Raw genomic sequence first — 20,356 nt, 5'->3', positions numbered from 1 at the left:
TGCGCCTCGAGGGTGTTCGGCGCGCACGCGTCGCCGTGGCAGACCATCAGACGGTCGGCCGGTCTCTCGATCCAGCGCGGGCCGACCGCCGACCGCCCCGGCGGCGCCGCCGTGACGAGCCATTCGTGCTCGTCATCGGATCCGCGGGAGAGCACCCGGGGCGTTGGCGTGAACGGGGCAGCTCACCGCATCCGTTCCGCCTCCGCCTCCATCGACGACTCAAGAGTGCGCGGTGCGTACGTGATCTAGCGGATGCGTGCCGGGACGGCGGTCTCCGGCCCGGGCGCGGACGTGCGCACCCACGCCGCGTACTCCTCGTCGACCATTCCTTCATCCTGCCTCCGGCCGCCAGCGTTCGGAATGCAGGAGAAACGGCCCCTGCGCCCCTCGCACCGGGTCGCGAGGGGCCGTTGTTCCTGGATTCTGGACGCGGAACGGGGCGGATGCGGGGCGGGGGCCGGGCCGGGTCAGTGGGCGAGGTTCTCGCGCATCAGCGGCGACGCGTCGCCGGTGATCTTGGCGTCGACGACGAGTGGCCGGTCGCGGGGGCCGTCGAGCCACGCCTGCACCCCGGCGAGGTCGTCGAGCGAGCGCACGGTTACGCCGGCGCATCCGTACCCGCGCGCGATCGAGGCGATGTCGGTCTCAGGGAAGCGGACGATGGCCTGTTTCTCGGGATGATCGGCGAAGAGATGCACCTCGGCGCCATAGGCCTCGTCGTTGTAGACGACGACGATCATGCCCAGGCCGGCTTTGACAGCGGTGTCGAGTTCCACCGCGGCCATCAGGAACGAGCCGTCGCCGGTTCCGACCACGGCCATCCGATCGGGTCGGGCGATCGCGGCGCCGATGCCGTTGGAGAGTCCGAGGCCGATCGACTGGAACGACAGCGGCATGACGAAACCGCGCTCGTCGGGCACGCGCAGGAACGCGCCGGGGTACATGTTGACGTTGCCTCCGTCGGGAACGACGACGCGCTCGATCGGCAGCATCGCGTCGAGGGCCGCCGTGAGGGCCCCCGCTCCGATGTGGCCGGGGGAATGCCGCTCGGCCGGGAGGTCGTCGACCCAGTGACGGATGCGTCGGATACGCGCTCGGGTCTCGGGGGTGCGGAGCCCGATCCGGGGGGCCTCCTGCGCCGCGAGCATGCCCGTGACGGCCGATGCGACCGATGCCGTGTCGCCGACGATTCCGAGCGATACGCCGCGGTGCTTCCCGAACGCCTCGCGCCGATCGTCGACCTGCACGAGGGTGGGCTGGGCGGTGAGAGTGCCGTGGTGCGCCGTCCATTGATTGAGCGCGGCTCCGAACGCCACCAGCACGTCGGCCTCTTGGATCAGCTCGCGCGCCCCGGGCGTGGCGAATCCGCCCATCACGTCGAGCGCCCACTCCTCGCCGGTGAAGAGTCCGCGCGCACCCGCGGAAGGAACGAGGATCGCCCCGGTCTGCTCCCCGAGCGCACGGAGCTCCGCGGCGGCCTGCCGCGCGCCGCGCCCGCCCAGGATGACCGGGCGCTGTGCGGCGGTGAGGATCCGGACGAGTTCCGCAAGAGCCTCGGCCGAGGCCCCCGCGGGGATCACTCGAGGTGCGGGGGCGGGCGCCGGCTGCTCCTGCCAGATCTCCGCCTGAAGGTCGACCGGGAGCGAGAGCACGACGGTCGTGCGGTCGCGAACGGCGATGTCGTAGGCGGCGACCGCGTCGGCCACGGCCGTCGCAGACGAGTGGATGCGGCGGGGTACCGCACCGACCGCTGCCACGAGCGAGTCCTGGTCGATGACGAAGTTGCCCTGCTCCTGTCCGACGGCGGTGTCGCCCGTGACGACGAGGAGGGGTGTGTTCGATTTGGTCGCCTCGCCGATGCCCGTCATCGCGTTGGTCAAGCCGCAGCCCTGGTGAAGGCTCACCGCCGCGACGCGGTCGGTGAGGCGCGAGTACGAATCGGCCATGCACGCCGCGCCCATCTCGTGCCGCGCGGCGGTGAACGGTACCCCCGAGCTGACGAGACCGTGCGTGACCATGAAGTTGCCGCTCCCGACGACGCCGAACACGTGAGCGACACCTCGCTCGGCCAACGCACGACCCACGGCCTCCGCCACCGTCATCGGCTCGCCCTCTCCTTCGGCGGTCGCCGCTGTGGTTTCGAGGGTGTCGATGCCGCTCATGCCGTCACCGTCCGCGTGGCTTCCGTGCGCATCGCCTCGCTGGACCGTCGGATGCGCCGGTAGACGTCTCCGCGCACCCGGGCGAACTCGGCGAGTTCCTTCGTCTCGATCTGATCCCGCGGCGACGGCAGGACGACCGGGAGGTCGGCTTCGATGAAGGTGGGTCGTGGCCCCATGACGAGCACCCGGTCGGCGAGGTAGACGCTCTCGTCGATGTCGTGGGTGACGAAGACGATGGTGACCCCGAAGGTGTCGCGCACGCGCAGGACGAGATCCTCCAGGTCGGCTCGGGTCTGCGCGTCGAGCGCGCCGAACGGTTCGTCCATCAGCAGCATCTTCGGCTGATAGGCGAGCCCGCGGGCGATCGCCACCCGCTGCTGCATGCCGCCCGACAACTGCCACGGGTAGTGGTCCTCGAATCCGCCAAGCCCCACCGAATCGATGGCTGTCTTCACGCGTTCGCGACGGATCGCGCGCTCAGGCGCTTTGCGTCGGAGCGGGAAATCGACGTTCTGCGCGACCGTCATCCAGGGATAGAGCGAGTTGACGTAGTCCTGGAAGACGAGCGCGATCTCCTCGGGCGGGCGCACGACGGGCCGGCCGTCGATCTCGATCGATCCGTCGGTCGGGGACAACAGACCCGCCATCAGTTTCAGCACGGTGGTCTTGCCGCATCCCGATGGCCCGACCATGGTCACGACCTCGTTCGAGCCGATCTCGAAACTGAGATCGCTGACCGCGAGCGTCCCGGTGCGGGCATCGCCGTAGCGTCGTGAGACGTTCTTCAAAGTGAGCATGGTGACGACTCCGTAAGTCAGCGGACGGTGGCACGAGCGCCGTGATGCCAGGCGAGGGCGCGTCGCTCTACGAGGGTGAAAAGCAGGTTGAGCAGGTACCCGAGAAGGCCCAGCAGGATGATCCCCGACCACATGTCGGCGATCGCGAAGGTGCGCTGGGCCTGGATGATGAAGAATCCGACCCCGTTGGTGGCGCCGACCATCTCGCTGATCACCATGATGATCAGGGCAAGGGGGAGGGCGGCCCGCATTCCGGCGAAGATCTGCGGGCTGGCCGCGCGCAGGTCGACGTGCAGCAGGGTGTCGCACCGCGTGATGCGGTAGCTGGCGCCGGTCTCCTTCAGGGTGGAGTCCACACCGGTGATCCCGTCGACGGTGTTGAGCAGGATGGGCCAGACGCACACGAGGGCGATGAGGATGATCTTCGCCTCGTCTCCCGTGCCGAAGGCGATCAGGGTGAAGGGCAGCAGGGCCGGTGGCGGGATCGCACGCGCGAACTCGATCACGGGCGCCGCTTGACGGCGGATCCGGGGGCTCTTTCCGATGACGATGCCCGCTCCGACGCCGATCACGATCGCGATGACGTACCCGGACAGCAATCGGAACACGCTGGGCAGGAGCTCGGTGGGAACGAGGGCGAACAGCCAGTTGCCGGCGAAGGCGACGAACACGTCCTGCAGCGGGGGGAGGAAGAAGCTCGACCCGGTATTGGTGAACCACAGGATGAGGAGCACGACGAGCACGGGGACGAGGATCTCCGCCGAGGCGTAGACGACCGGCCGCTTCATCGCGCACCCGTTCGCTGCGAGGGGTGCCAATGGAGCGCCCGCCGCTCGAGCCGGGTGAAGACGGTGTTGAGGATCAGCCCCAGCACCCCGGCGATGATGACGTACGCGTACATGAGCGGCACGTCCGCTCCTTCTCGCGCCCGGTTGATCTGCAGGCCGATGCCGGGCGCTCCCATGATGATCTGACCCGTGACGACGAGGATCAGCGCGACCGACGACGAGATCCTGAGCCCGGTGGCCAGGTAGGGGGTCGCCGCCGGCATCATCACTCGGGTGAACCGGCGAGCCGCTCCGATCTGGAACGAGCGCGCCGTGGCCATCTGGACGGGGTTGATCGCTCGCACCCCGTAGATCATCTGCACCAGGAGCGGCCACGTCGCCGCGAACGCCGCGAGGAACACGGTGCCTTCGAGCGAGCCCGGCCGGAAGACGAGGAACACCACCGGGATGAGGGCGACGGAGGGCACCGGGCGAAGGAACTCCACGATGGGTCGCGTCGCTCGATACGCCAGCTCGTTCGTGCCGAGCAGCAGGCCCAGGGGCACCGAGACGGCGGTCGCGATGAGCAATCCGAAGAACCAGGCGATGAAGGTGAGGCCGATCGCCTGCCACGCGACGGCGTCGGTGAGCAGCGCGAGGAGGCGGGAGATGACGACCGTCGGCGGCGGGAGGTAGCGCGAGGGGAGGATCTCGAGCCTCGTCACGAGCTCCAGGACGAGCACGATGACCACGGCCCCGCCGAGCGAGCCTACGTCGTGCCACGCGCTGCGGAGGAGTCCGCCGCCGTGCACGCCGAGCGCGCGTGCCGACGCGGCGCTCGGCGTGCGGACAGGGGAGGAGACGGTCATCGGATCACCCGGAGATCATCTGATCCAGATCGGGCTCCCGATCGATGACGCCGAAATCGACGAGGATTCGGGAGAGCGTGTCGAGCTGGTCGCGATCGAGCCCGGATCGGAAGATCGGGAGGCGGATCTGGTTGGCCAGTTCGGGGGTGAGGGCGGTGAACTCGGGGAGGATCTCCCGAACGGCGTCCTCGTTCTCCGCGGCGTAGTCGACCGACGCGGTGACCGCCCGCTCGAAGCGATCCACGAGGTCGGGGTCGTCGGCGACGAGTCTCGATGAGGTGGCCCAGGCGCCGTTGGGGAAGTTCGCGCCGAGGTTGTACGAGGGGGTGTCGACGATCCTCCCGCCGTCCGCCAGGGTGCCCGTGATGAACGGTTCGGATCCGAACGCAGCATCCACGGTCCCGTTCGACAGGGCGGCGGGTACCTCCGAGAACGGGATCTCGACGAACTGCACCGACGTGTCGTCGACGCCTTGCTGCTGCAGCGAGGCGCGGATCGTGGCCTCCGCGACGCCCTTGAGGGCGTTCACGCCGACGGTCGCACCCTCGAGGTCCTCGGCGGATCGCGCATCCGAGTCGGCGCCGACGACGAGTGCCTGCCATTCCTCGTCGGGGGTGGCTCCGCCCACGTCGTTGGCCGAGATGATCTGCAGATCCAGGCCGTTCGAGGCTGCAGCGAAGAGGGGCACGTATCCGACGACGATGAAGTCGAACGACCCGGCCTGCATCCCGGCGATCATCTCCGCCCCGCCACCCACCGTGGTCATGTTCAGCTCGAGGCCTTCATCTTCGAAGAACCCCTGCGCCTCGCCGAGGTAGACGGCCGCCATGTTCGAGGTCGGCAGCACCGCGACGTTGACCGTGCGAGAGCCGGCATCATCGCCCCCGCCCGAGGGAGTGCCTGCCGAGGTCGAGCACCCCGCCACGGCGAGCGTCGCGATGGCGCCGAGGACGGCGAATGCCGTCCGGCGCGGATTCCGTGATCGATGAACCATTTGTCGAGCCTCCTTGATCGAACGTGGTCGGCCGTCGGCATCGTTGCGCAACGGCTAGCGCCAGTCTGGGCCCGTCGATCCAGTCGCAACACTTAACATTCGTCATGTGTGGAATTAGCCTCACTGATATCGGGAGGCTCCCACCCGAGGATCGGCGGTGCGTGCATGGACCTGAACCTGCTCCGCGTGTTCGTCGCCGTCTATGAGACGGGGTCGGTGAGCGCGGCCGCCGAGCGTCTCTTCGTGACGCAGTCGGCCGTGAGTCAATCTCTGACGCGGCTGCGCCGGGAGGTCGACGATCAGCTCTTCGGCCGAGACGGTCGCGCCCTGCGCGCGACGCCGGCCGCCCATCAGCTCTACCCCGACTTCCACGGGGCTCTCAGTCAGGTCGAATCGGCTCTGGCGGGCCTGCGCGACTTCGACCCCGCCGTTGCCCGGTACCGATTCCGGCTCGCGCTGTCGGAGCTCGGCGAGGTCGGATTCCTCCCGACGATCCTGTCCTCGCTCGCGGCGGAGGCGCCCGGTGTCGAGATCGAGGTCGTACCGCTCGACGTTCGCGCCCTGACCGAGTGGCTCGCCCGAGGCTTCGTCGACCTCGCCATCGCGTCGACGCCGCCACCGGGCGACTTCGTCGGAACGATCCTCAAGTCCGAGCGCTACGTGCTCCTCATGTCGAGCGAGCATCCTCTCGCCGCCCGTCCGCAGATCTCGCGGAACGCGTTCCTCTCCGCACGGCACCTCATGACCTCCAGCGACTCCGCAGCGCCGGGAGTCGGCGCGGCGTTGGAGCGGGCGGGGCTCGGCATCGTCCCGAGTCTGACCGTCGGGCACACCTCCGCCCTGCCCGGTCTTCTCCACGCGGGGCCATGGGTCACCGTCGTGCCGTCGAGCCTGGCGCAGAACTGGATGCCCACGTGGCCGCTCACCGTTCGACCGCTGCCGGTGGACCTCGCGCCGATCCAGGTGCGGCTCTTCGCGCGGACGACGAGCCACGAGAGTGCCGCCCTGAACTGGTTCCGCCAAGCGGTCACGGAGGCCGTGCACACCGCGCCGGAGCAGTTCTGGTCGCCTCAACCTCCGTGGAGCCCGTTGAGATGCCGCGACCCGGGGGATGAAGCCCTCGGATGACCCCGATTGCGGCAACTCACGCCGTGGCTAGGGTGGGCGCATGGACATCGACGGTTCCGCAGCCCTCGTCACGGGTGGGGCGAGCGGGCTCGGACTCGCTACCGCGCGGCGGCTCGCCGCATCCGGGGCGCACGTGACCCTCGTCGACCTGCCCACCTCTCCCGGGGCCTCGGTCGCCGCCGACCTCGGCGCGCGTTTCGTGCCGGCCGACGTCACCGACCCTGAGCAGATCGCCGCCGCCGTCGCGCTCGCCGCGGAGGCGGGGCCGCTGAGGGTGCTCGTGAACTGCGCGGGCATCGCGCCGCCGGCGAAGGTGCTCGATCGCGACGGAGTCCCGACGCCGCTCGACCTCTTCGAGCGCGTGCTGCGCGTCAACCTCGTCGGCACGTACAACGTCATCGCCCAGGCATCGGCCGTGATGAGCCGCAACGACCCGGATGCTGCGGGCGACCGTGGCGTCATCGTCAACACGGCGAGCGTCGCCGCCTTCGACGGGCAGATCGGCCAGCCCGCGTACGCGGCGAGCAAGGGTGGTGTCGCGGCCATGACCCTGCCGATCGCGCGCGAGCTCGCCCGCCACGCGATCCGCGTCGTGACGATCGCCCCGGGCATCATGGAGACGCCGATGCTGAAGGGGCTGCCGCAGGCGGCGCAGGACTCGCTCGGCGAGCAAGTGCCCTACCCCGCCCGGCTCGGCGCACCCGACGAGTACGCCCGCCTCGTGCTCGCGATCGTCGACAACGGCTACCTCAACGGCGAGACGATCCGCCTCGACGGGGCGATCCGGATGCCGCCGAAGTAGACCCGACACCGCCCGCGGCGGTCGCGGCGCGCCCCGTTAGGCTGGTGCCGAACTCCGCAGCGCCGCGAGCCCACACGGTTCGGCGACGCCGCGGCGATCTGCCCCGCGCGTACCCCGACAAAGGAGCGACCGTGTCCGACAGCATCCTCTTCTCCGTCGACGCGGGGCTTGCCCGCGTCACCTTCAACCGGCCCGCGTCGCTCAACGCGATGGACTTCGAGATGGGCGCGCGCTGGCGCGACGTCGCCCGTGCCGTCGCGGTCGACCCCGCGATCGGGGCGGTGATCCTGGATGCTGCGGGGCCGGCCTTCTGCGCCGGAGGAGACGTCATCGCGATGTCGACGTCGGGGGCCGACGGCACCGCGGTGGCCGAGGCCGCCGGCGTGATCCACGAGGGCATCCGCATCTTCTCGGAGATCCCGGTGCCCATCGTCGCCGCCGTTCAGGGGGCGGTCGCCGGGGGCGGACTGGGACTCATGCTGGCGGCCGACTACATCGTCGCCGCCGACGGCGCGAAGTTCGTCAGCAAGTACGCCAACATCGGCCTCACCCCCGACCTCGGAGTCTCGACGCTCTTGCCCGCCGCGATCGGTCAGCGCCGCGCCCTCCAGCTGCTGCTGCAGGACCGCACGCTCGACGCCCACGAGGCGCAGGCGTGGGGGCTCGTGGCGGAGGTGGTTCCCACGGCCGACCTCGCCGCCCGGGCCGAGGCGGTCGCCCGGTCGTGGCTCAGCGGTGCCACGGGGGCTTTCGGCCAGGCCAAGCGGCTCGTCCGCACCGGCGCCGGCCGCTCTTTCGCCGAGAACCTCGACGATGAGGCGGCCACCATCGGCGCCGCCTTCGATACCGCCGACGCGCACGCTCGCGTCGGCGCGTTCGCCGCAGCATCCGCCACGTCCCCGCGCTGACCCGGAGAAACCCATGACATCCCTCGCAGGAAAGACCATCCTCATGTCGGGCGGGAGCCGCGGCATCGGCCTCGCCATCGCCCTGCGCGCCGCGCGCGACGGCGCGAACATCGCGATGCTCGCGAAGACCGACACCCCCCACCCGAAGCTCGAGGGCACGGTGCACACCGCGGCTGCGGCGATCCGCGAGGCGGGCGGTCAGGCGCTGCCGATCGTCGGCGACGTGCGCAACGACGACGACGTCACCGAGGCGGTGCTGAAGACCCAGGGCGAGTTCGGCGGTATCGACATCGTGGTCAACAACGCGAGCGTCATCGACCTGTCGGGCTCGCTCGACCTCGCCACGAAGAAGTACGACCTCATGCAGGGGGTCAACGTGCGCGGCACGTTCCTGCTGTCGCGATCGGCGATCCCCGTGCTCAGGGACGCCGAGAACCCGCACATCCTGTCGCTGTCGCCGCCGCTGAACGTCACCGCGAAGTGGCTCGGCGCGCACACGGGCTACAGCCTGGCGAAGTTCGGCATGACGATGGCCACGCTCGGGATCGCGGCGGAGTTCGCCCAGGCCGGGATCGCCGCGAACACCCTCTGGCCGCGCACGACGATCGCGACCGCCGCGGTGCAGAACGTTCTCGGCGGCGACCGGATCATGGCCGCCAGCCGCACGCCCGAGATCTACGCCGACGCGGCCTACGAGGTGCTGACCACCCCGGCCCGCGAGCGCACCGGGCAGACGCTGATCGTCGAGGACGTGCTCGAAGCCGCCGGCGTCACCGACTTCGCGCGCTACGCGGCGGTTCCGGGTACGCCCGACTCGGCGCTGTTCCCCGACATCTTCCTCGACTGACCGCGCGCGGCCGATCCGGCACCCCGGCAAGACCGCGAGACGTCAACCTGGATACGAGACTTCCGCCCGGCGGTGCAGTCTCGTATCGGGGATGACGTCTCGCGGTCCCCGGGCACCGCCCAGGAACGTGCTCTTACTCTGTACGGATGTCTTTCTCCGCCCATCGACCGGGCCGCTACGGCTCCGACGGTCGAATCGAGTTCGCTGCGCACGACGATAGCGAGGCGCAATATCTCGGCGATGTGCGTGAGACGCCCGGGCGCTACGACGAGCAGGCCGATCGATCCGAGCCCGTCGTCGTCGATGAGGAGCCTGAGTCCGAGGAGGAGCCTGCGTCCGAGGCGCCTCCGGCTGAGGGCGGGCCCGCACCCGAAGTGCGCCGCCGGTTGACGCTTCGTCGGCGGCGCATGCCGTGGGGCCGCCGGCTGGCGGTGCTCGGGGGTGCTGACGGCGCGGTGCTCGACGACGTGCCGGAAGAGACGCCGCGGTTCGTGCAGATGTTCTTCGTGCTGGCCGGCACCGCTCTGGTGTCGGCGCTGTCGATGCTGTTCGCTCTCATCACCGGGGTGCGTATCTCGGTGTGGCTGGCCGCGCCCCTCGCCATCGTCTGGGCGCTGATCATCTTCAACCTCGACCGGTTTCTCACCTCGAGCATGCGCTCGACCCGCAATCCCTGGAGGTTGCTGGGGATTGCGGTGCCCCGCGTGGTGATGGCCGCTCTCATCGGGATCGTCGTCGCCGAGCCGCTCGTGCTGCAGGTGTTCCAGAACGACATCGCACGCGAGGTCACCTCGACCAACGTCTCGCAGGCGCTGTCGGACCAGGAGGCGGTGGCCGGCGGTCCTGAGAAGCAGGCGCTCGACGCAGCATCCGCGCGGGTGAGCGCGTTGGAGGACCAGGCCGCCACGGGTATCGTCGCGGGAACCTCGTCGACCTCGGCCGAAGCCGCCGCCGCCCAGCAGAGCGTCGACCAGCTCACTGCCCAGCTCGCCGCGCAGCAGGCCGTCATCGACCAGGCCCGTGTTCTGTACCAGTGCGAGTTGACGGGCGCGGGTGCGGGTACCGTCCCGGGGTGCACGGGTGTGAGCGGAGACGGCGCCAGTTCGGAGGCCGCCGAGGCGCAGCTGGCGGGTGCGCAGGCGTCGTACGACGGTCTCGCCGCTGAACTGCAGCAGGCCACCGCCACCCTGAGCGCGGCGAACGCGGCCGGGACGAGCGCCGCGGCCGCATCGGCCGAGACGAACAAGCAGCGGGCCCAAGACGAATTGGTCACCGCTCGAACGCAATACGACGCAGCCCTCGCCGCCTACGACGAGCGCGCGGCCGCCGTGGCGGGAGGCAATGCCCAGGCGCAGGGGATCCTCAGTCAGATCGGAGCGCTCGAGAGACTTTCGCAGCGCGAGCCGGTGCTCGCCTGGGCTCACTGGCTGATCGCCGGGCTGTTCTTCATGATCGAGCTGCTGCCCGTGCTGGTGAAGGTGCTCACGAGCTTCGGTGATCCGTCGGTGTACGAGAAGGCCGACGCGTTGCGGCGGCAGGTCGCCCTCGACCGCGTGACCGCCCGCACCTGGCGGGCGCGTGCCGCGATCGCGACAGCGCGCGACGCGCCCTGAGCGCGCGACGGGCCATCGACTCTGACGAGGGGTCCCGCGGGCGGGTCAGATCAGGCCGTGGCGGGTGAAGGCGGTGTGCACGCCGTCGTCGTGGACGCTGGTGGTGACCTCGTCGGCGTACCCCTTGACGGTGTCGTCGGCGTTGCCCATCGCGATACCGACGCCGCACACCCGCAGCATCTCGAGGTCGTTGTAGCTGTCGCCGATGCCGATCGCGTCGTCGAGGCTCATCCCGAGCAGGGTCACGAGCTCGACGATCGCCGAACCCTTGGTGACGCCGTGCAGGCTGACCTCGCCGCCGGATCCTCCGAGGTAGGGGATCGTGCCGGTGATCACGTGGAAGCGCGCGCCGAGGCCGTCGCGCACCACCGAGAACGTGTCGGGGTGCGTTCCGGCGAACGTCGCCTTGGCGATCGCGTCGACGGGCGCCGGCCCCTTGTATGCCATGCGTTTCTCGACTCGGGCGAGCGCGGCGACCGCCGCCGGGTCATCGGCGCCCGCTTCGGCGCCATCGAAGATCGGCCGAACGCGGGCGAGGATGCCGCGGCTCGGGTAGATGTCGTCATAGGCCTGCAGGATGTATTCGACATCGTGGGCTTCGAAGAAGGCGGTGAGCTCGGCCAGGTCTTCGGGCGGCATGAGGTGTCGCGCGACGTGCTCGTCGCCGCGATCGGTGAAGCCGCCGCCGGCCGAGATCACCCCGTCGAAACCGATCGCCGCGACGTGGTCGGGGATCTCTGCGCGGGCGCGACCGGTGCACAGGTACACGAGATGGCCGCGTGCGCGGGCGCCGCGCACCGCCTCGATGGCCGAGGGGGCCAGGCGCTGCTGGTGGTCGATGAGGGTTCCGTCGACGTCGAGGAATGCGATGCGGCGAGACGTCATGGTGTGGGGCTTTCCGGGTGGGGTGAGGGATGCTGTGGCATCCGCCGACGATCGTCGGGCACGGCCTTGGCGAGGCTACCGCGTCGAGGCCGAGCGATCGCTGGATCGCCCCCGGCCTGCTCGCAGGCGCTCGCCGGTACCCTGGAGCCATGACGACTCAACCCCCCGTGCGCACCACGAAGCCCCGCCAGGTGCGCCCGGCGACGGAGGGCTGGTCGCAGAAGAAGGACGAGACCGGTCGTCCGCTGCTGCAGTTCGCGAGCCCGAAGCGCGGCAAGCCGCCGGTGCACCTCGCCGACCTGACCGCCGACGAGCGCGTCGCGAAGGTGAAGGAACTCGGCATGCCGGGGTTCCGCGCGAAGCAGCTCGAGAAGCACTACTTCCAGCACTACACGAGCGACCCCGCGCTCATGACGGACCTGCCCGCGGCCGGTCGTGACGACCTCGTCGCCGGCATGCTGCCGCCGTTGCTGACCGAGGTGAAGCGCCTCGAGACCGACCGCGGCGACACGATCAAGTTCCTGTGGAAGCTGCACGACGGCGCCCTCGTCGAGTCGGTGCTCATGCGCTACCCGGGTCGCATCACGCTCTGCGTCTCGTCGCAGGCCGGGTGCGGCATGAACTGCCCGTTCTGCGCGACGGGTCAGGCCGGCCTCACCCGCAACATGTCTGCGGCGGAGATCGTCGAGCAGATCGTGCGCGCCAACCGGCTCATCGCCGATGGCGGCCTCGGCGGCAAGAAGAAGGACGACCACTCCGCCGATCGCGTCTCGAACATCGTCTTCATGGGCATGGGCGAGCCGCTCGCGAACTACGCCCGGGTCATGCAGGCCGTTCGCGTCATGGTCGACAAGGACCACGGCCTCGGCATGAGCGCGCGCGGCATCACGGTCTCGACCGTCGGCCTGGTGCCCGCGATCACCAAGCTCTCGAACGAAGACATCCCCGTCACGTTCGCTCTCTCGCTGCACGCGCCCGACGACGTGCTGCGCGACGAGCTCATCCCGGTGAACTCGCGCTGGAAGGTCGACGAGGCGCTCGACGCCGCGCGCGACTACTTCGACAAGACCGGGCGCCGCGTCTCGATCGAGTACGCGCTCATCAAGGACATGAACGACCACGCCTGGCGCGCCGACCTCCTCGCAGAGAAGCTCAACGCCCGCGGTCGCGGGTGGGTGCACGTGAACCCGATTCCGTTGAACCCCACCCCCGGTTCGATCTGGACCGCGTCGGAGGTGCCCGTGCAGAACGAGTTCGTGCGGCGCCTGAACGACGCCGGCATCCCCACGACCCTCCGCGACACCCGCGGCAAGGAGATCGACGGCGCCTGCGGGCAGCTCGTCGCCACCGAAGACGACCAGGTCGCAGCCTCCGCGACACCGGTCGCCTGACCTCTTCTTCGGTGCGCACCGCGGGGGTCGACCTTGCCTCCGAGCGCGCGAAGACCGCGCTGGCGGTGCCGAACGGCGCGCTCGCCGACCTCGTGGCGTCGCGGGGGTAGGAGATGGCGCGAGGGTAGGCCGATCGGCGGCGGAGCGGCCTACGCCGGCGGCTTCTCCTACGCCGGATGCGTGCCGGCGTCGGCTCGGCAGGGCAACGGATGCTGCGGACCTGGCCGTGAGAGTGGTGCGCAGCATCCGTTCAGGGCATTCTCGAAGACATGACCGAATCCGTCGTCGAGGTGTCCGGCCTCACCAAGACCTATCGCGGGGGGTTCCAGGCGCTCAAGGGGATCAGCTTCGAGATCCATCGAGGCGAGACCTTCGCGCTGCTCGGCCCGAACGGGGCGGGCAAGAGCACCGCCATCGAGATCCTCGAGGGGTATCGCGATCGCAGCGGCGGAACGGTGTCGGTGCTCGGCGTCGACCCCCACCACGCCACGCTCGAGTGGAAATCCCGCCTGGGGATCGTGCTGCAGAACACCGGCGAGGCCCCGACCGCCTCGGTGAAGGAACTGCTCACGCACTTCGCGGGTTTCTATCCGCGCGCCCGCCGTGTCGATGAGGTGATCGCCGCGGTCGGTCTGACCGAGAAGGCCAAGACACCCGTCCGCAAGCTCTCGGGCGGCCAGCGTCGACGTGTCGACGTTGCGCTCGGCATCATCGGGCAGCCCGATCTGCTCTTCCTCGACGAGCCCACGACCGGCTTCGACCCCGAGGCGCGGCGGCAGTTCTGGGATCTCATCCGAGGGCTGCAGGGGGAGGGCACCACGATCCTCCTCACCACGCACTACCTCGACGAAGCGGCCGAGCTGTCGCAGCGCGCGGCCATCCTCGTCGGCGGCGAACTGGCCTCGATCGGGCCGATCGACGAGCTCGGCGGGCCCGCGTCGCGTGTGCCGGTGGTGCGCTGGCGCCACGACGGTGTCGTGCACCAGGAGCGGACGTCGAGCCCCGGCGAGTTCGTCACGCGGCTCGTGGCCGCGTCGGGGCGCGAACCCGAGAATCTCGAGGTGGTGCGCCCGAGCCTCGAGGACATCTACCTCTCGTTCGTCGATCCGGCGGCCGCATCGACCGAGGAGGTCGCGGCATGAGCGCGGCGCTCTCGAGTCCGAACCGCTCCGGCGTCGGCTCGTTCGGATTGGGGCGCACCCTGCGCCTCGGGCTCTCGCGCGTCGCCTACGAGGTGCGCTCGTACTTCCGGCAGGGCGACTCGGTCTTCTTCACGTTCCTGTTCCCCGTGATGTTCCTGCTCATCTTCGCGGTGGCCTTCAGCTCGGCGACCTTCGGGCCGCCCGACGGCGAGATCTCTTCGGCCGCGTACTACCTGCCGGGCATGCTCGCGGCTGGTCTGCTGCTCTCGGGCCTGCAGAACCTCGCGATCGACATCGCGATGGAGCGCAGCGACGGGTCGCTCAAGCGTCTCGGCGGGACGCCGCTGTCACCGGTGTCGTACTTCATGGGCAAGCTCGGCCAGGTGCTCGTCACCGGATTCCTGCAGGCCGCGCTCCTCATCGCGATCGCCGGGATCTTCTTCGGTGTCGCGCTGCCGACCGACCCGCAACGGTGGCTGACCTTCGCGTGGGTGTTCCTGCTCGGGGTCACCACGTGCGCGATCCTCGGCATCGGCCTCAGCGCCCTCCCGCGCACCGGGCGCAGCGCCTCGGCGGTCGTCATCCCGATCGTGCTGGTGCTGCAGTTCATCTCGGGCATCTTCATCCAGTTCTCGGTGCTGCCGGAGTGGCTGCAGAACGTCGCGAGCATCTTCCCCTTGAAGTGGCTGGCTCAGGGGATGCGATCGGTCTTCCTGCCCGAGGTGTTCGCCGCCGACGAGCCGGGCGGCACGTGGCAGCACGGACTCACGCTGGGGGTGACGCTCATCTGGCTCGTGGTCGGCCTGATCCTCGTGCGCATCACCTTCCGCTGGATCCGCAAGGACAGCTAGGCCTCTGCCTCAGGCGAACGGTCGGCAGGCGTCGATCATGCGGCGAAGGCTGACCCCCGCGGTCACGGTCTCCGCCAGCTCGGCGATGCCGGTGTCGACGGGCTCCAGCGACGCGAGGTAGCCCTCGACCGCCGCGCCGGCGGTCTCGATGAGCGCCGTGGTGTCGCGGTCACCCGGCGCGGTGGCGACGACGTCGCGGCACGCGCGCACCGCCTCGGCGAGCAGCGCGCGCGCGTCGCCTCGCAGCGGGGCGCTCGCCGGGGGGATGCGGCCGAGGATGTCGGCCAGGTCGCGTGCGAAGAACGTCACGTGCTCGAGCGCGCGCAAGCGACGCGTGTTCTCCTCCTGGGCGGCCGCCTGGCGGCGGCCCCTCGGGTTGCCCCGCAGGCTGCGGTCGGCCTCGCGCACCTCGTCGGCGACGGTCAGGAGCATCGTCGACAGCTCGCTCATCGACGCGGCCAGGGCGTCGTGGTCGACGCCTCCTGCACCGACGGCGTCGGCCATCTCGTCCAGCCGTGCGGCGAGGGTGTCGCGGAGTTCGCTGAGCCGTCGGGAGGCGTACGGCAGGAACACCGGGGGTGCGATGAGGACGTTCACCGCGACACCGACCACGATCCCGAACGCCATCGTGACGAGGTACGACACCGAGAACTGGTCGGGGTCGCCCCTCCCGCCGATCAGCAGCACGAACAGCGCCGCCATGACGATCCACTCCCGCCCGGGGCCGAGGGCGCGTGCGCCGCCCAGCAGCACTCCGATCGCGACGATGCCGGCGAGGGCGACCGCGGCCGGCACCCCGGCGGCGTCGAGACCGACCGCGACGAGACCGAAACCGATGCCGATCGCCAGGCCCAGCACCGTCTGCACGCTCGAGCGCGCAGAATCGGCCAGCGTCGGATACATGCTCACGACGACCCCGAGCGGTGCGTAGTACGAGTACTCGTCGGCGGCGAAGGGGATGAGCGGCGCGAGGTACCAGGCGAGGACGGCGGCGCCCGCGGTCTTCGCCGCCAGCAGCACGCGCGAGGGCGCCACGAGGGTGCGCGCCGCGCGCATCTGCCCGGTCATCCGAGCGCGGGTCGGAGAGGTGCTCACGAGGGAACGCTACCGAGGCGCGCCTGCGAACGGGGGTGGTTGACGCATCCTCGATACCGTCGGCGCAACCCGGAGCCGGCGCCCGCGGACGCCAGTAGCGTTGACGCATGGTCAACTATCGCTATCTGGGCAACAGTGGTCTCAAGGTCTCGGAGATCACGTACGGCAACTGGGTGACGCACGCGTCGCAGGTCGAGGACGACGCCGCCGTCAAGACCGTGCACGCCGCTCTGGACGCCGGAATCACGACGTTCGACACCGCCGACGCCTACGCCAACACCGCCGCCGAGGTCATCCTCGGGAAGGCGCTCGAGGGGCAGCGGCGCGAGTCGCTCGAGATCTTCACGAAGGTGTACTTCCCGACCGGACCGGGCGGACCCAACGACACCGGTCTGAGCCGCAAGCACATCACCGAGTCGATCAATGGTTCGCTCCAGCGCCTCGGCACCGACTACGTCGACCTCTACCAGGCCCATCGCTTCGACTACGAGACGCCGCTCGAGGAGACGTTCCAGACGTTCGCCGACCTGGTGCGCCAGGGCAAGGTGCTCTACATCGGTGTCTCGGAGTGGACCGCAGAGCAGCTGCGCGAGGGTCACGCACTCGCGAAGGAGCTCAACATCCAGCTCATCTCGAACCAGCCCCAGTACTCGATGCTGTGGCGCGTCATCGAAGACAAGGTGGTTCCCGCGAGCGAAGAACTCGGCATCTCGCAGATCGTCTGGTCGCCGATGGCGCAGGGCGTGCTGAGCGGCAAGTACCTGCCCGGCCAGCCGGTGCCCGAGGGGTCGCGCGCGACCGACGAGAAGAGCGGCGCCACCTTCATCAAGCGCTTCCTCACCGACGACACGCTCACCGCGGTGCAGCGACTTAAGCCCATCGCCGAGCAGGCGGGCCTGTCGATGCCGCAGATGGCGATCGCCTGGGTGCTGCAGAACCCGAACGTCGCCGCCGCGCTCGTCGGCGCGTCGCGCCCGGAGCAGCTCGCCGACACGGTCAAGGCCTCCGGTATCACCCTCGACGCCGACACCCTCTCCGCGATCGACGAGGCGCTGGGTGGCACTGTCGAGCGCGACGGGCAGAAGACGTACGAGACGTCGCCCGCGACCCGAGTAGCCTGAGGCCCGCCCATGGTGGCGATGAGCGCCGGCATCCTGCTGTACCGCCTCGACGGCGGCGGGGTGCAGGTGCTCATCGCCCACATGGGAGGCCCGTTCTGGGCCTCGAAGGATGCCGCCGCCTGGTCGATCCCGAAGGGCGAGTTCGATCCCGACGACGAGTCGGCGATGGATGCTGCGCGCCGCGAGTTCCGCGAAGAGCTCGGCGTCGATGCGCCGTCGGCCGACTATGCCGAACTGGGTACATTCGCGTACTCGTCGGGCAAGCGCGTCGTGGTGTTCGTCGCGGACGGCGCAGGCTTCGACGCATCCGGATTCACTTTCGGCGAGTTCGAGATGGAGTGGCCCCCGCGGTCGGGAGCGACCGCACGGTTCCCCGAGGTAGACCGGGCCGAGTGGGTCGCGATCGATGAGGCGCGCGAGCGCCTCGTGAAGGGCCAGCGACCGGCCCTCGAGGCGCTTGCGACGATGGTCGAGCTCGCCGCCGAGTAGGGCCGGGCGCCGCGAGGTGACGCGACGACCGGCCCGAGACCGGTCAGGGGCGCAGGAGCACCTTGCCGACGCGGCCCGCTTCGCCGGAGGCGGTGACGGCCGCCGCGACATCGTCGAACCCGTGGATCGATGCGACGGGAAGCGTCAGCACCCCCGACGACAGGTGCCGCGAGAGCTCGCCGAAGAGTTCGGTGCGCGTCGCCGCATCCATGCTCGCCGACACCTTGCTGCCCCAGAAGCCCTTCACCGTGGCCTGCTTGAAAATGACGTCGCCCGAGGCGAGCTCCATCGTCGGGCTGTCCATCGCGCCGAACGCGACGAGGGTCGCTCCTTCGGCGAGGAGCGAGAGCACGTCGCCGCTCGACCGCCCGCCGACGGAGTCGACGCCGGCCACGATGTCGGCGCCGCCGGTGAGGTCGGCGACGCGCTGCTGCCAGCCCTCGCTGTCGACCGCGACGATGCGCGAGATGCCCTGATCCTCGAGTTCTTGCACGCCCGACGCGCGGCGCACGAGGCCCACCACGTTGATGCCGCGCGCGGCGCCGATCTGGGCGACCATGCGACCGACGGCGCCGTTCGCGGCGTTCTGCACGATCCAGTCGCCCGGCTTCAGGTCGAGGAACTCCAGCAGGCTGATCGCGCTGAACGGCATCGACACGAGCTGGGCGGCGGCGTCGTCGGGGAGGCCGTCGGCGACGGGGACGAGACCCTCCGCGCGGGCGATGAACTGCTCGGCCCAGACCCCGAGAGTGCCGCCCGTGGCGACGCGCTGGCCCACCTTCAGGGACTCGACCCCGGAGCCCACCTCTTCCACGACGCCGACGGCCTCGGTTCCGGCGGGGGCCGGAAGAGCGGGCTTGTAGCCGTAGGTGCCGCGGATCGTCCAGAGGTCGTGGTTGTGGATGGGGGAGAGCAGCGTGCGGATGCGCACCTCTCCGTCGCCGGGGGTGGGGGTCTCAACGTCTTCGACCGTGAGCACTGCCGCCGGGTCGCCGAACTCGTGGTGGGTGATCGCGCGCATGGGGATGTCCTTCCGAAATTGTGTAACGATCGGTCTAATATAGACCCCGACGGAGGGAATCCGATGGGACGACAGCGAACGTTCGATCACGACGAGGTGGTGCGCTCGGCGCGCGACCTGTTCTGGTCGCGCGGGTACGCCGAAGCGGGGATCGGCGAGCTGGAGGAGGCGACCTCTTTGAAGCGGTCGAGCCTCTACCACGCGTTCGGGAGCAAGCGGGGGCTGTTCGAGGCGGTCGTCGTCGACTACCTCGCGCATGTCGCCCGCCCCCGCCTCGCGGCGCTGCGGCAGAACGACCCCGCCCCCGACGCACTGGAGCGCTACCTGGGTGCGCTCCGCGCCGAGATCACCTCTCCCTCATCCTCGGCGAGATCGGGGTGTCTGCTGGTGAACGCGGCGTGCACACCGCTGGCGAGCGAAGACGAGGGCGTCCGCGTGATCATCGCCGAGTACACCGACGAGATCCGCGGCGCCGTGCGCGCGGGTGTCGCCGCGCGGCGACCCGACCTCGACGGCGCGTCTCAGCGCACGCTCGCCGTCACCTGCTCTTCTCTCGTGCTGGCTGCACTGGCTCAGGCGCGCGCCGACGACGAGGCCGCCGCCGAGAGCCTGGATGCTGCCGCGGCCGTTCTCGCGACCTGGCAGCCGCGGGTCGCTCAGGGGAGTTTCACGGCGGTGCCGTAGCGACGACCCCCTGATCGTTCTGGACGAGCCCGGTGGCTGCGTCGATGAGCTGCTGCCGACTCGACACCGCCGATCGGCTGTGCGCGCAACCGCCTCGACGCAACGCGAACCGCGACGTACCGTGCTCGAACCGCGACGACGCGCGCCGCGGCAGGCAAGGAGCACACCCATGATCGATTCCTCCCGCGGTTTCACCATCGAACGACTGCTCGACGCGACCCCCGAGCAGATCTGGAACGCGTGGACCGACGCCGACGACGCCGCCCAGTGGTGGCACCCGGTCGGCATGACCACACCGCGCGAGACGGTGACCATCGACGCGAAGAAGGGCGGTCGCTACGCCTACACGATGGTCGATGACGCCTCCGGCGAGGAGTCCCCCACCGGTGGCGTCTACCGCGAGGTCGTGCCGCAGGAGCGCCTCGTCTTCACCTGGGGCGAGCCGGGTGCCGATCCCGACGCGACCCCCGTCGTCACCGTCACCATCGCGTCGGCGGGCGACCTGACCCGCCTCACCTTCGACCTGCGCGGCGTGGACGGCATGGCCGGCGATGACAGCTTCTACGACGGCTGGGCGAGCGCTCTCGACGAACTCGTCACGCACCTGGGGCAGTCCGCGGTGCACGGCTGACCGGGGCCTCGAGTCGACCGCACGCCGCGAACACTCGGGCGTGCGGGGGCGTTCGTCTTTCTAAGAACGCTCTCGTAGACGTCTCACGGGGGGCTTAGCGGGCGCCGCGATCGTTGTCTTGCGGCCACCCGCCGCCGCGGTCCATCCGCGCCGCACTCC

Annotated in this window: 20 protein-coding genes; 12 read left to right on the top strand and 8 right to left on the bottom strand. The window is 70.1% G+C overall.

From position 1 onward, the window contains the following. Positions 1 to 467 precede the first annotated feature (467 nt). The 5 genes from DEA06_RS11305 to DEA06_RS11285 are packed head-to-tail and all read right to left on the bottom strand — an operon-like array spanning position 468 to position 5,589. Positions 468 to 2,162 (bottom strand): thiamine pyrophosphate-binding protein, encoded by a 1,695-nt coding sequence (locus DEA06_RS11305; protein WP_240606917.1) that lies wholly within the window; start codon positions 2,160 to 2,162, stop codon positions 468 to 470. Continuing rightward, entirely contained in the window at positions 2,159 to 2,959 is an 801-nt protein-coding gene (locus DEA06_RS11300) for an ABC transporter ATP-binding protein (RefSeq protein ID WP_116648098.1), read from the bottom strand. Before DEA06_RS11300 ends, DEA06_RS11305 begins: the two co-directional genes overlap by 4 nt. Positions 2,960 to 2,976: 17 nt before the next feature. Beyond that, complete coding sequence (locus DEA06_RS11295; RefSeq protein WP_116648097.1) at positions 2,977 to 3,747, bottom strand: ABC transporter permease; 771 nt, start codon at positions 3,745 to 3,747, stop codon at positions 2,977 to 2,979. Further along, the gene (locus DEA06_RS11290; protein WP_116648096.1) at positions 3,744 to 4,595 is read right to left on the bottom strand and encodes an ABC transporter permease; all 852 of its coding nucleotides are present in this window, start codon (positions 4,593 to 4,595) and stop codon (positions 3,744 to 3,746) included. Before DEA06_RS11290 ends, DEA06_RS11295 begins: the two co-directional genes overlap by 4 nt. A gap of 4 nt (positions 4,596 to 4,599) precedes the next feature. Then, the gene (locus DEA06_RS11285) at positions 4,600 to 5,589 is read right to left on the bottom strand and encodes an ABC transporter substrate-binding protein (protein ID WP_116648095.1); all 990 of its coding nucleotides are present in this window, start codon (positions 5,587 to 5,589) and stop codon (positions 4,600 to 4,602) included. 165 nt (positions 5,590 to 5,754) lie between these two features. Between DEA06_RS11285 and DEA06_RS11280 the strand changes: the two genes are divergently transcribed. The 5 genes from DEA06_RS11280 (at position 5,755) to DEA06_RS11260 (ending at position 10,887) form a co-directional block, all read left to right on the top strand. Beyond that, positions 5,755 to 6,717, top strand: coding sequence for a LysR family transcriptional regulator (locus DEA06_RS11280; RefSeq protein WP_116648094.1), 963 nt, complete (start codon positions 5,755 to 5,757; stop codon positions 6,715 to 6,717). Positions 6,718 to 6,757: 40 nt separating this feature from the next. Continuing rightward, positions 6,758 to 7,519, top strand: a complete 762-nt coding sequence (locus DEA06_RS11275) for an SDR family NAD(P)-dependent oxidoreductase (protein WP_116648093.1) — start codon at positions 6,758 to 6,760, stop codon at positions 7,517 to 7,519. A gap of 131 nt (positions 7,520 to 7,650) precedes the next feature. Next, on the top strand, positions 7,651 to 8,427 hold the full coding sequence (locus DEA06_RS11270) for an enoyl-CoA hydratase-related protein (RefSeq protein ID WP_116648092.1): 777 nt from the start codon (positions 7,651 to 7,653) through the stop codon (positions 8,425 to 8,427). Between the two features lie 13 nt (positions 8,428 to 8,440). Next, positions 8,441 to 9,274, top strand: a complete 834-nt coding sequence (locus DEA06_RS11265; protein ID WP_116648091.1) for an NAD(P)-dependent oxidoreductase — start codon at positions 8,441 to 8,443, stop codon at positions 9,272 to 9,274. 146 nt (positions 9,275 to 9,420) lie between these two features. Next, positions 9,421 to 10,887, top strand: a complete 1,467-nt coding sequence (locus DEA06_RS11260; protein WP_116648090.1) for a DUF4407 domain-containing protein — start codon at positions 9,421 to 9,423, stop codon at positions 10,885 to 10,887. Between the two features lie 45 nt (positions 10,888 to 10,932). Here the strand turns inward: DEA06_RS11260 and DEA06_RS11255 are convergent, their stop codons facing one another. Beyond that, the gene (locus tag DEA06_RS11255) at positions 10,933 to 11,772 is read right to left on the bottom strand and encodes an HAD family hydrolase (RefSeq protein ID WP_116648089.1); all 840 of its coding nucleotides are present in this window, start codon (positions 11,770 to 11,772) and stop codon (positions 10,933 to 10,935) included. 149 nt (positions 11,773 to 11,921) lie between these two features. Between DEA06_RS11255 and rlmN the strand changes: the two genes are divergently transcribed. The 3 genes from rlmN to DEA06_RS11240 all read left to right on the top strand — a co-directional run bounded on the left by rlmN (position 11,922) and on the right by DEA06_RS11240 (position 15,156). Further along, entirely contained in the window at positions 11,922 to 13,163 is a 1,242-nt protein-coding gene (rlmN, locus tag DEA06_RS11250) for a 23S rRNA (adenine(2503)-C(2))-methyltransferase RlmN (RefSeq protein WP_116648088.1), read from the top strand. Positions 13,164 to 13,432: 269 nt separating this feature from the next. After that, complete coding sequence (locus tag DEA06_RS11245) at positions 13,433 to 14,305, top strand: ABC transporter ATP-binding protein (protein ID WP_116648087.1); 873 nt, start codon at positions 13,433 to 13,435, stop codon at positions 14,303 to 14,305. Further along, positions 14,302 to 15,156 (top strand): ABC transporter permease, encoded by an 855-nt coding sequence (locus tag DEA06_RS11240; protein ID WP_116648086.1) that lies wholly within the window; start codon positions 14,302 to 14,304, stop codon positions 15,154 to 15,156. The genes DEA06_RS11245 and DEA06_RS11240 overlap by 4 nt, the downstream gene beginning before the upstream one ends. A gap of 9 nt (positions 15,157 to 15,165) precedes the next feature. Here the strand turns inward: DEA06_RS11240 and DEA06_RS11235 are convergent, their stop codons facing one another. Then, the gene (locus tag DEA06_RS11235) at positions 15,166 to 16,251 is read right to left on the bottom strand and encodes an FUSC family protein (RefSeq protein ID WP_133241754.1); all 1,086 of its coding nucleotides are present in this window, start codon (positions 16,249 to 16,251) and stop codon (positions 15,166 to 15,168) included. 107 nt (positions 16,252 to 16,358) lie between these two features. On the opposite strand from DEA06_RS11235, the gene DEA06_RS11230 reads away from it, so the two are divergent. Both DEA06_RS11230 and DEA06_RS11225 read left to right on the top strand, forming a co-directional pair. Continuing rightward, positions 16,359 to 17,372, top strand: coding sequence for an aldo/keto reductase family protein (locus DEA06_RS11230; protein ID WP_116648084.1), 1,014 nt, complete (start codon positions 16,359 to 16,361; stop codon positions 17,370 to 17,372). Between the two features lie 9 nt (positions 17,373 to 17,381). Further along, complete coding sequence (locus DEA06_RS11225) at positions 17,382 to 17,861, top strand: NUDIX domain-containing protein (protein WP_116648083.1); 480 nt, start codon at positions 17,382 to 17,384, stop codon at positions 17,859 to 17,861. Positions 17,862 to 17,904: 43 nt separating this feature from the next. Here DEA06_RS11225 and DEA06_RS11220 read toward each other — a convergent pair whose 3' ends face one another. Further along, positions 17,905 to 18,882, bottom strand: a complete 978-nt coding sequence (locus tag DEA06_RS11220) for a zinc-binding dehydrogenase (RefSeq protein WP_116648082.1) — start codon at positions 18,880 to 18,882, stop codon at positions 17,905 to 17,907. Between the two features lie 63 nt (positions 18,883 to 18,945). Here DEA06_RS11220 and DEA06_RS11215 point away from each other — a divergent pair, with 63 nt between their 5' ends. Both DEA06_RS11215 and DEA06_RS11210 read left to right on the top strand, forming a co-directional pair. Further along, the gene (locus DEA06_RS11215; protein ID WP_116648081.1) at positions 18,946 to 19,566 is read left to right on the top strand and encodes a TetR/AcrR family transcriptional regulator; all 621 of its coding nucleotides are present in this window, start codon (positions 18,946 to 18,948) and stop codon (positions 19,564 to 19,566) included. A gap of 169 nt (positions 19,567 to 19,735) precedes the next feature. Further along, positions 19,736 to 20,197 carry an SRPBCC domain-containing protein gene (locus tag DEA06_RS11210; RefSeq protein WP_116648080.1) on the top strand — a complete coding sequence of 154 codons (462 nt, stop codon included), beginning with the start codon at positions 19,736 to 19,738 and terminating at the stop codon, positions 20,195 to 20,197. The last annotated feature ends 159 nt before the right edge of the window (positions 20,198 to 20,356 follow it).

The organism is Microbacterium sp. Gd 4-13 (genome assembly GCF_003095395.1).
Taxonomy (GTDB): Bacteria; Actinomycetota; Actinomycetes; order Actinomycetales; family Microbacteriaceae; genus Microbacterium.
The sequence above is the reverse complement of the archived record's forward strand: the minus strand, read 5'-3'. Positions and strand labels throughout refer to the sequence as shown.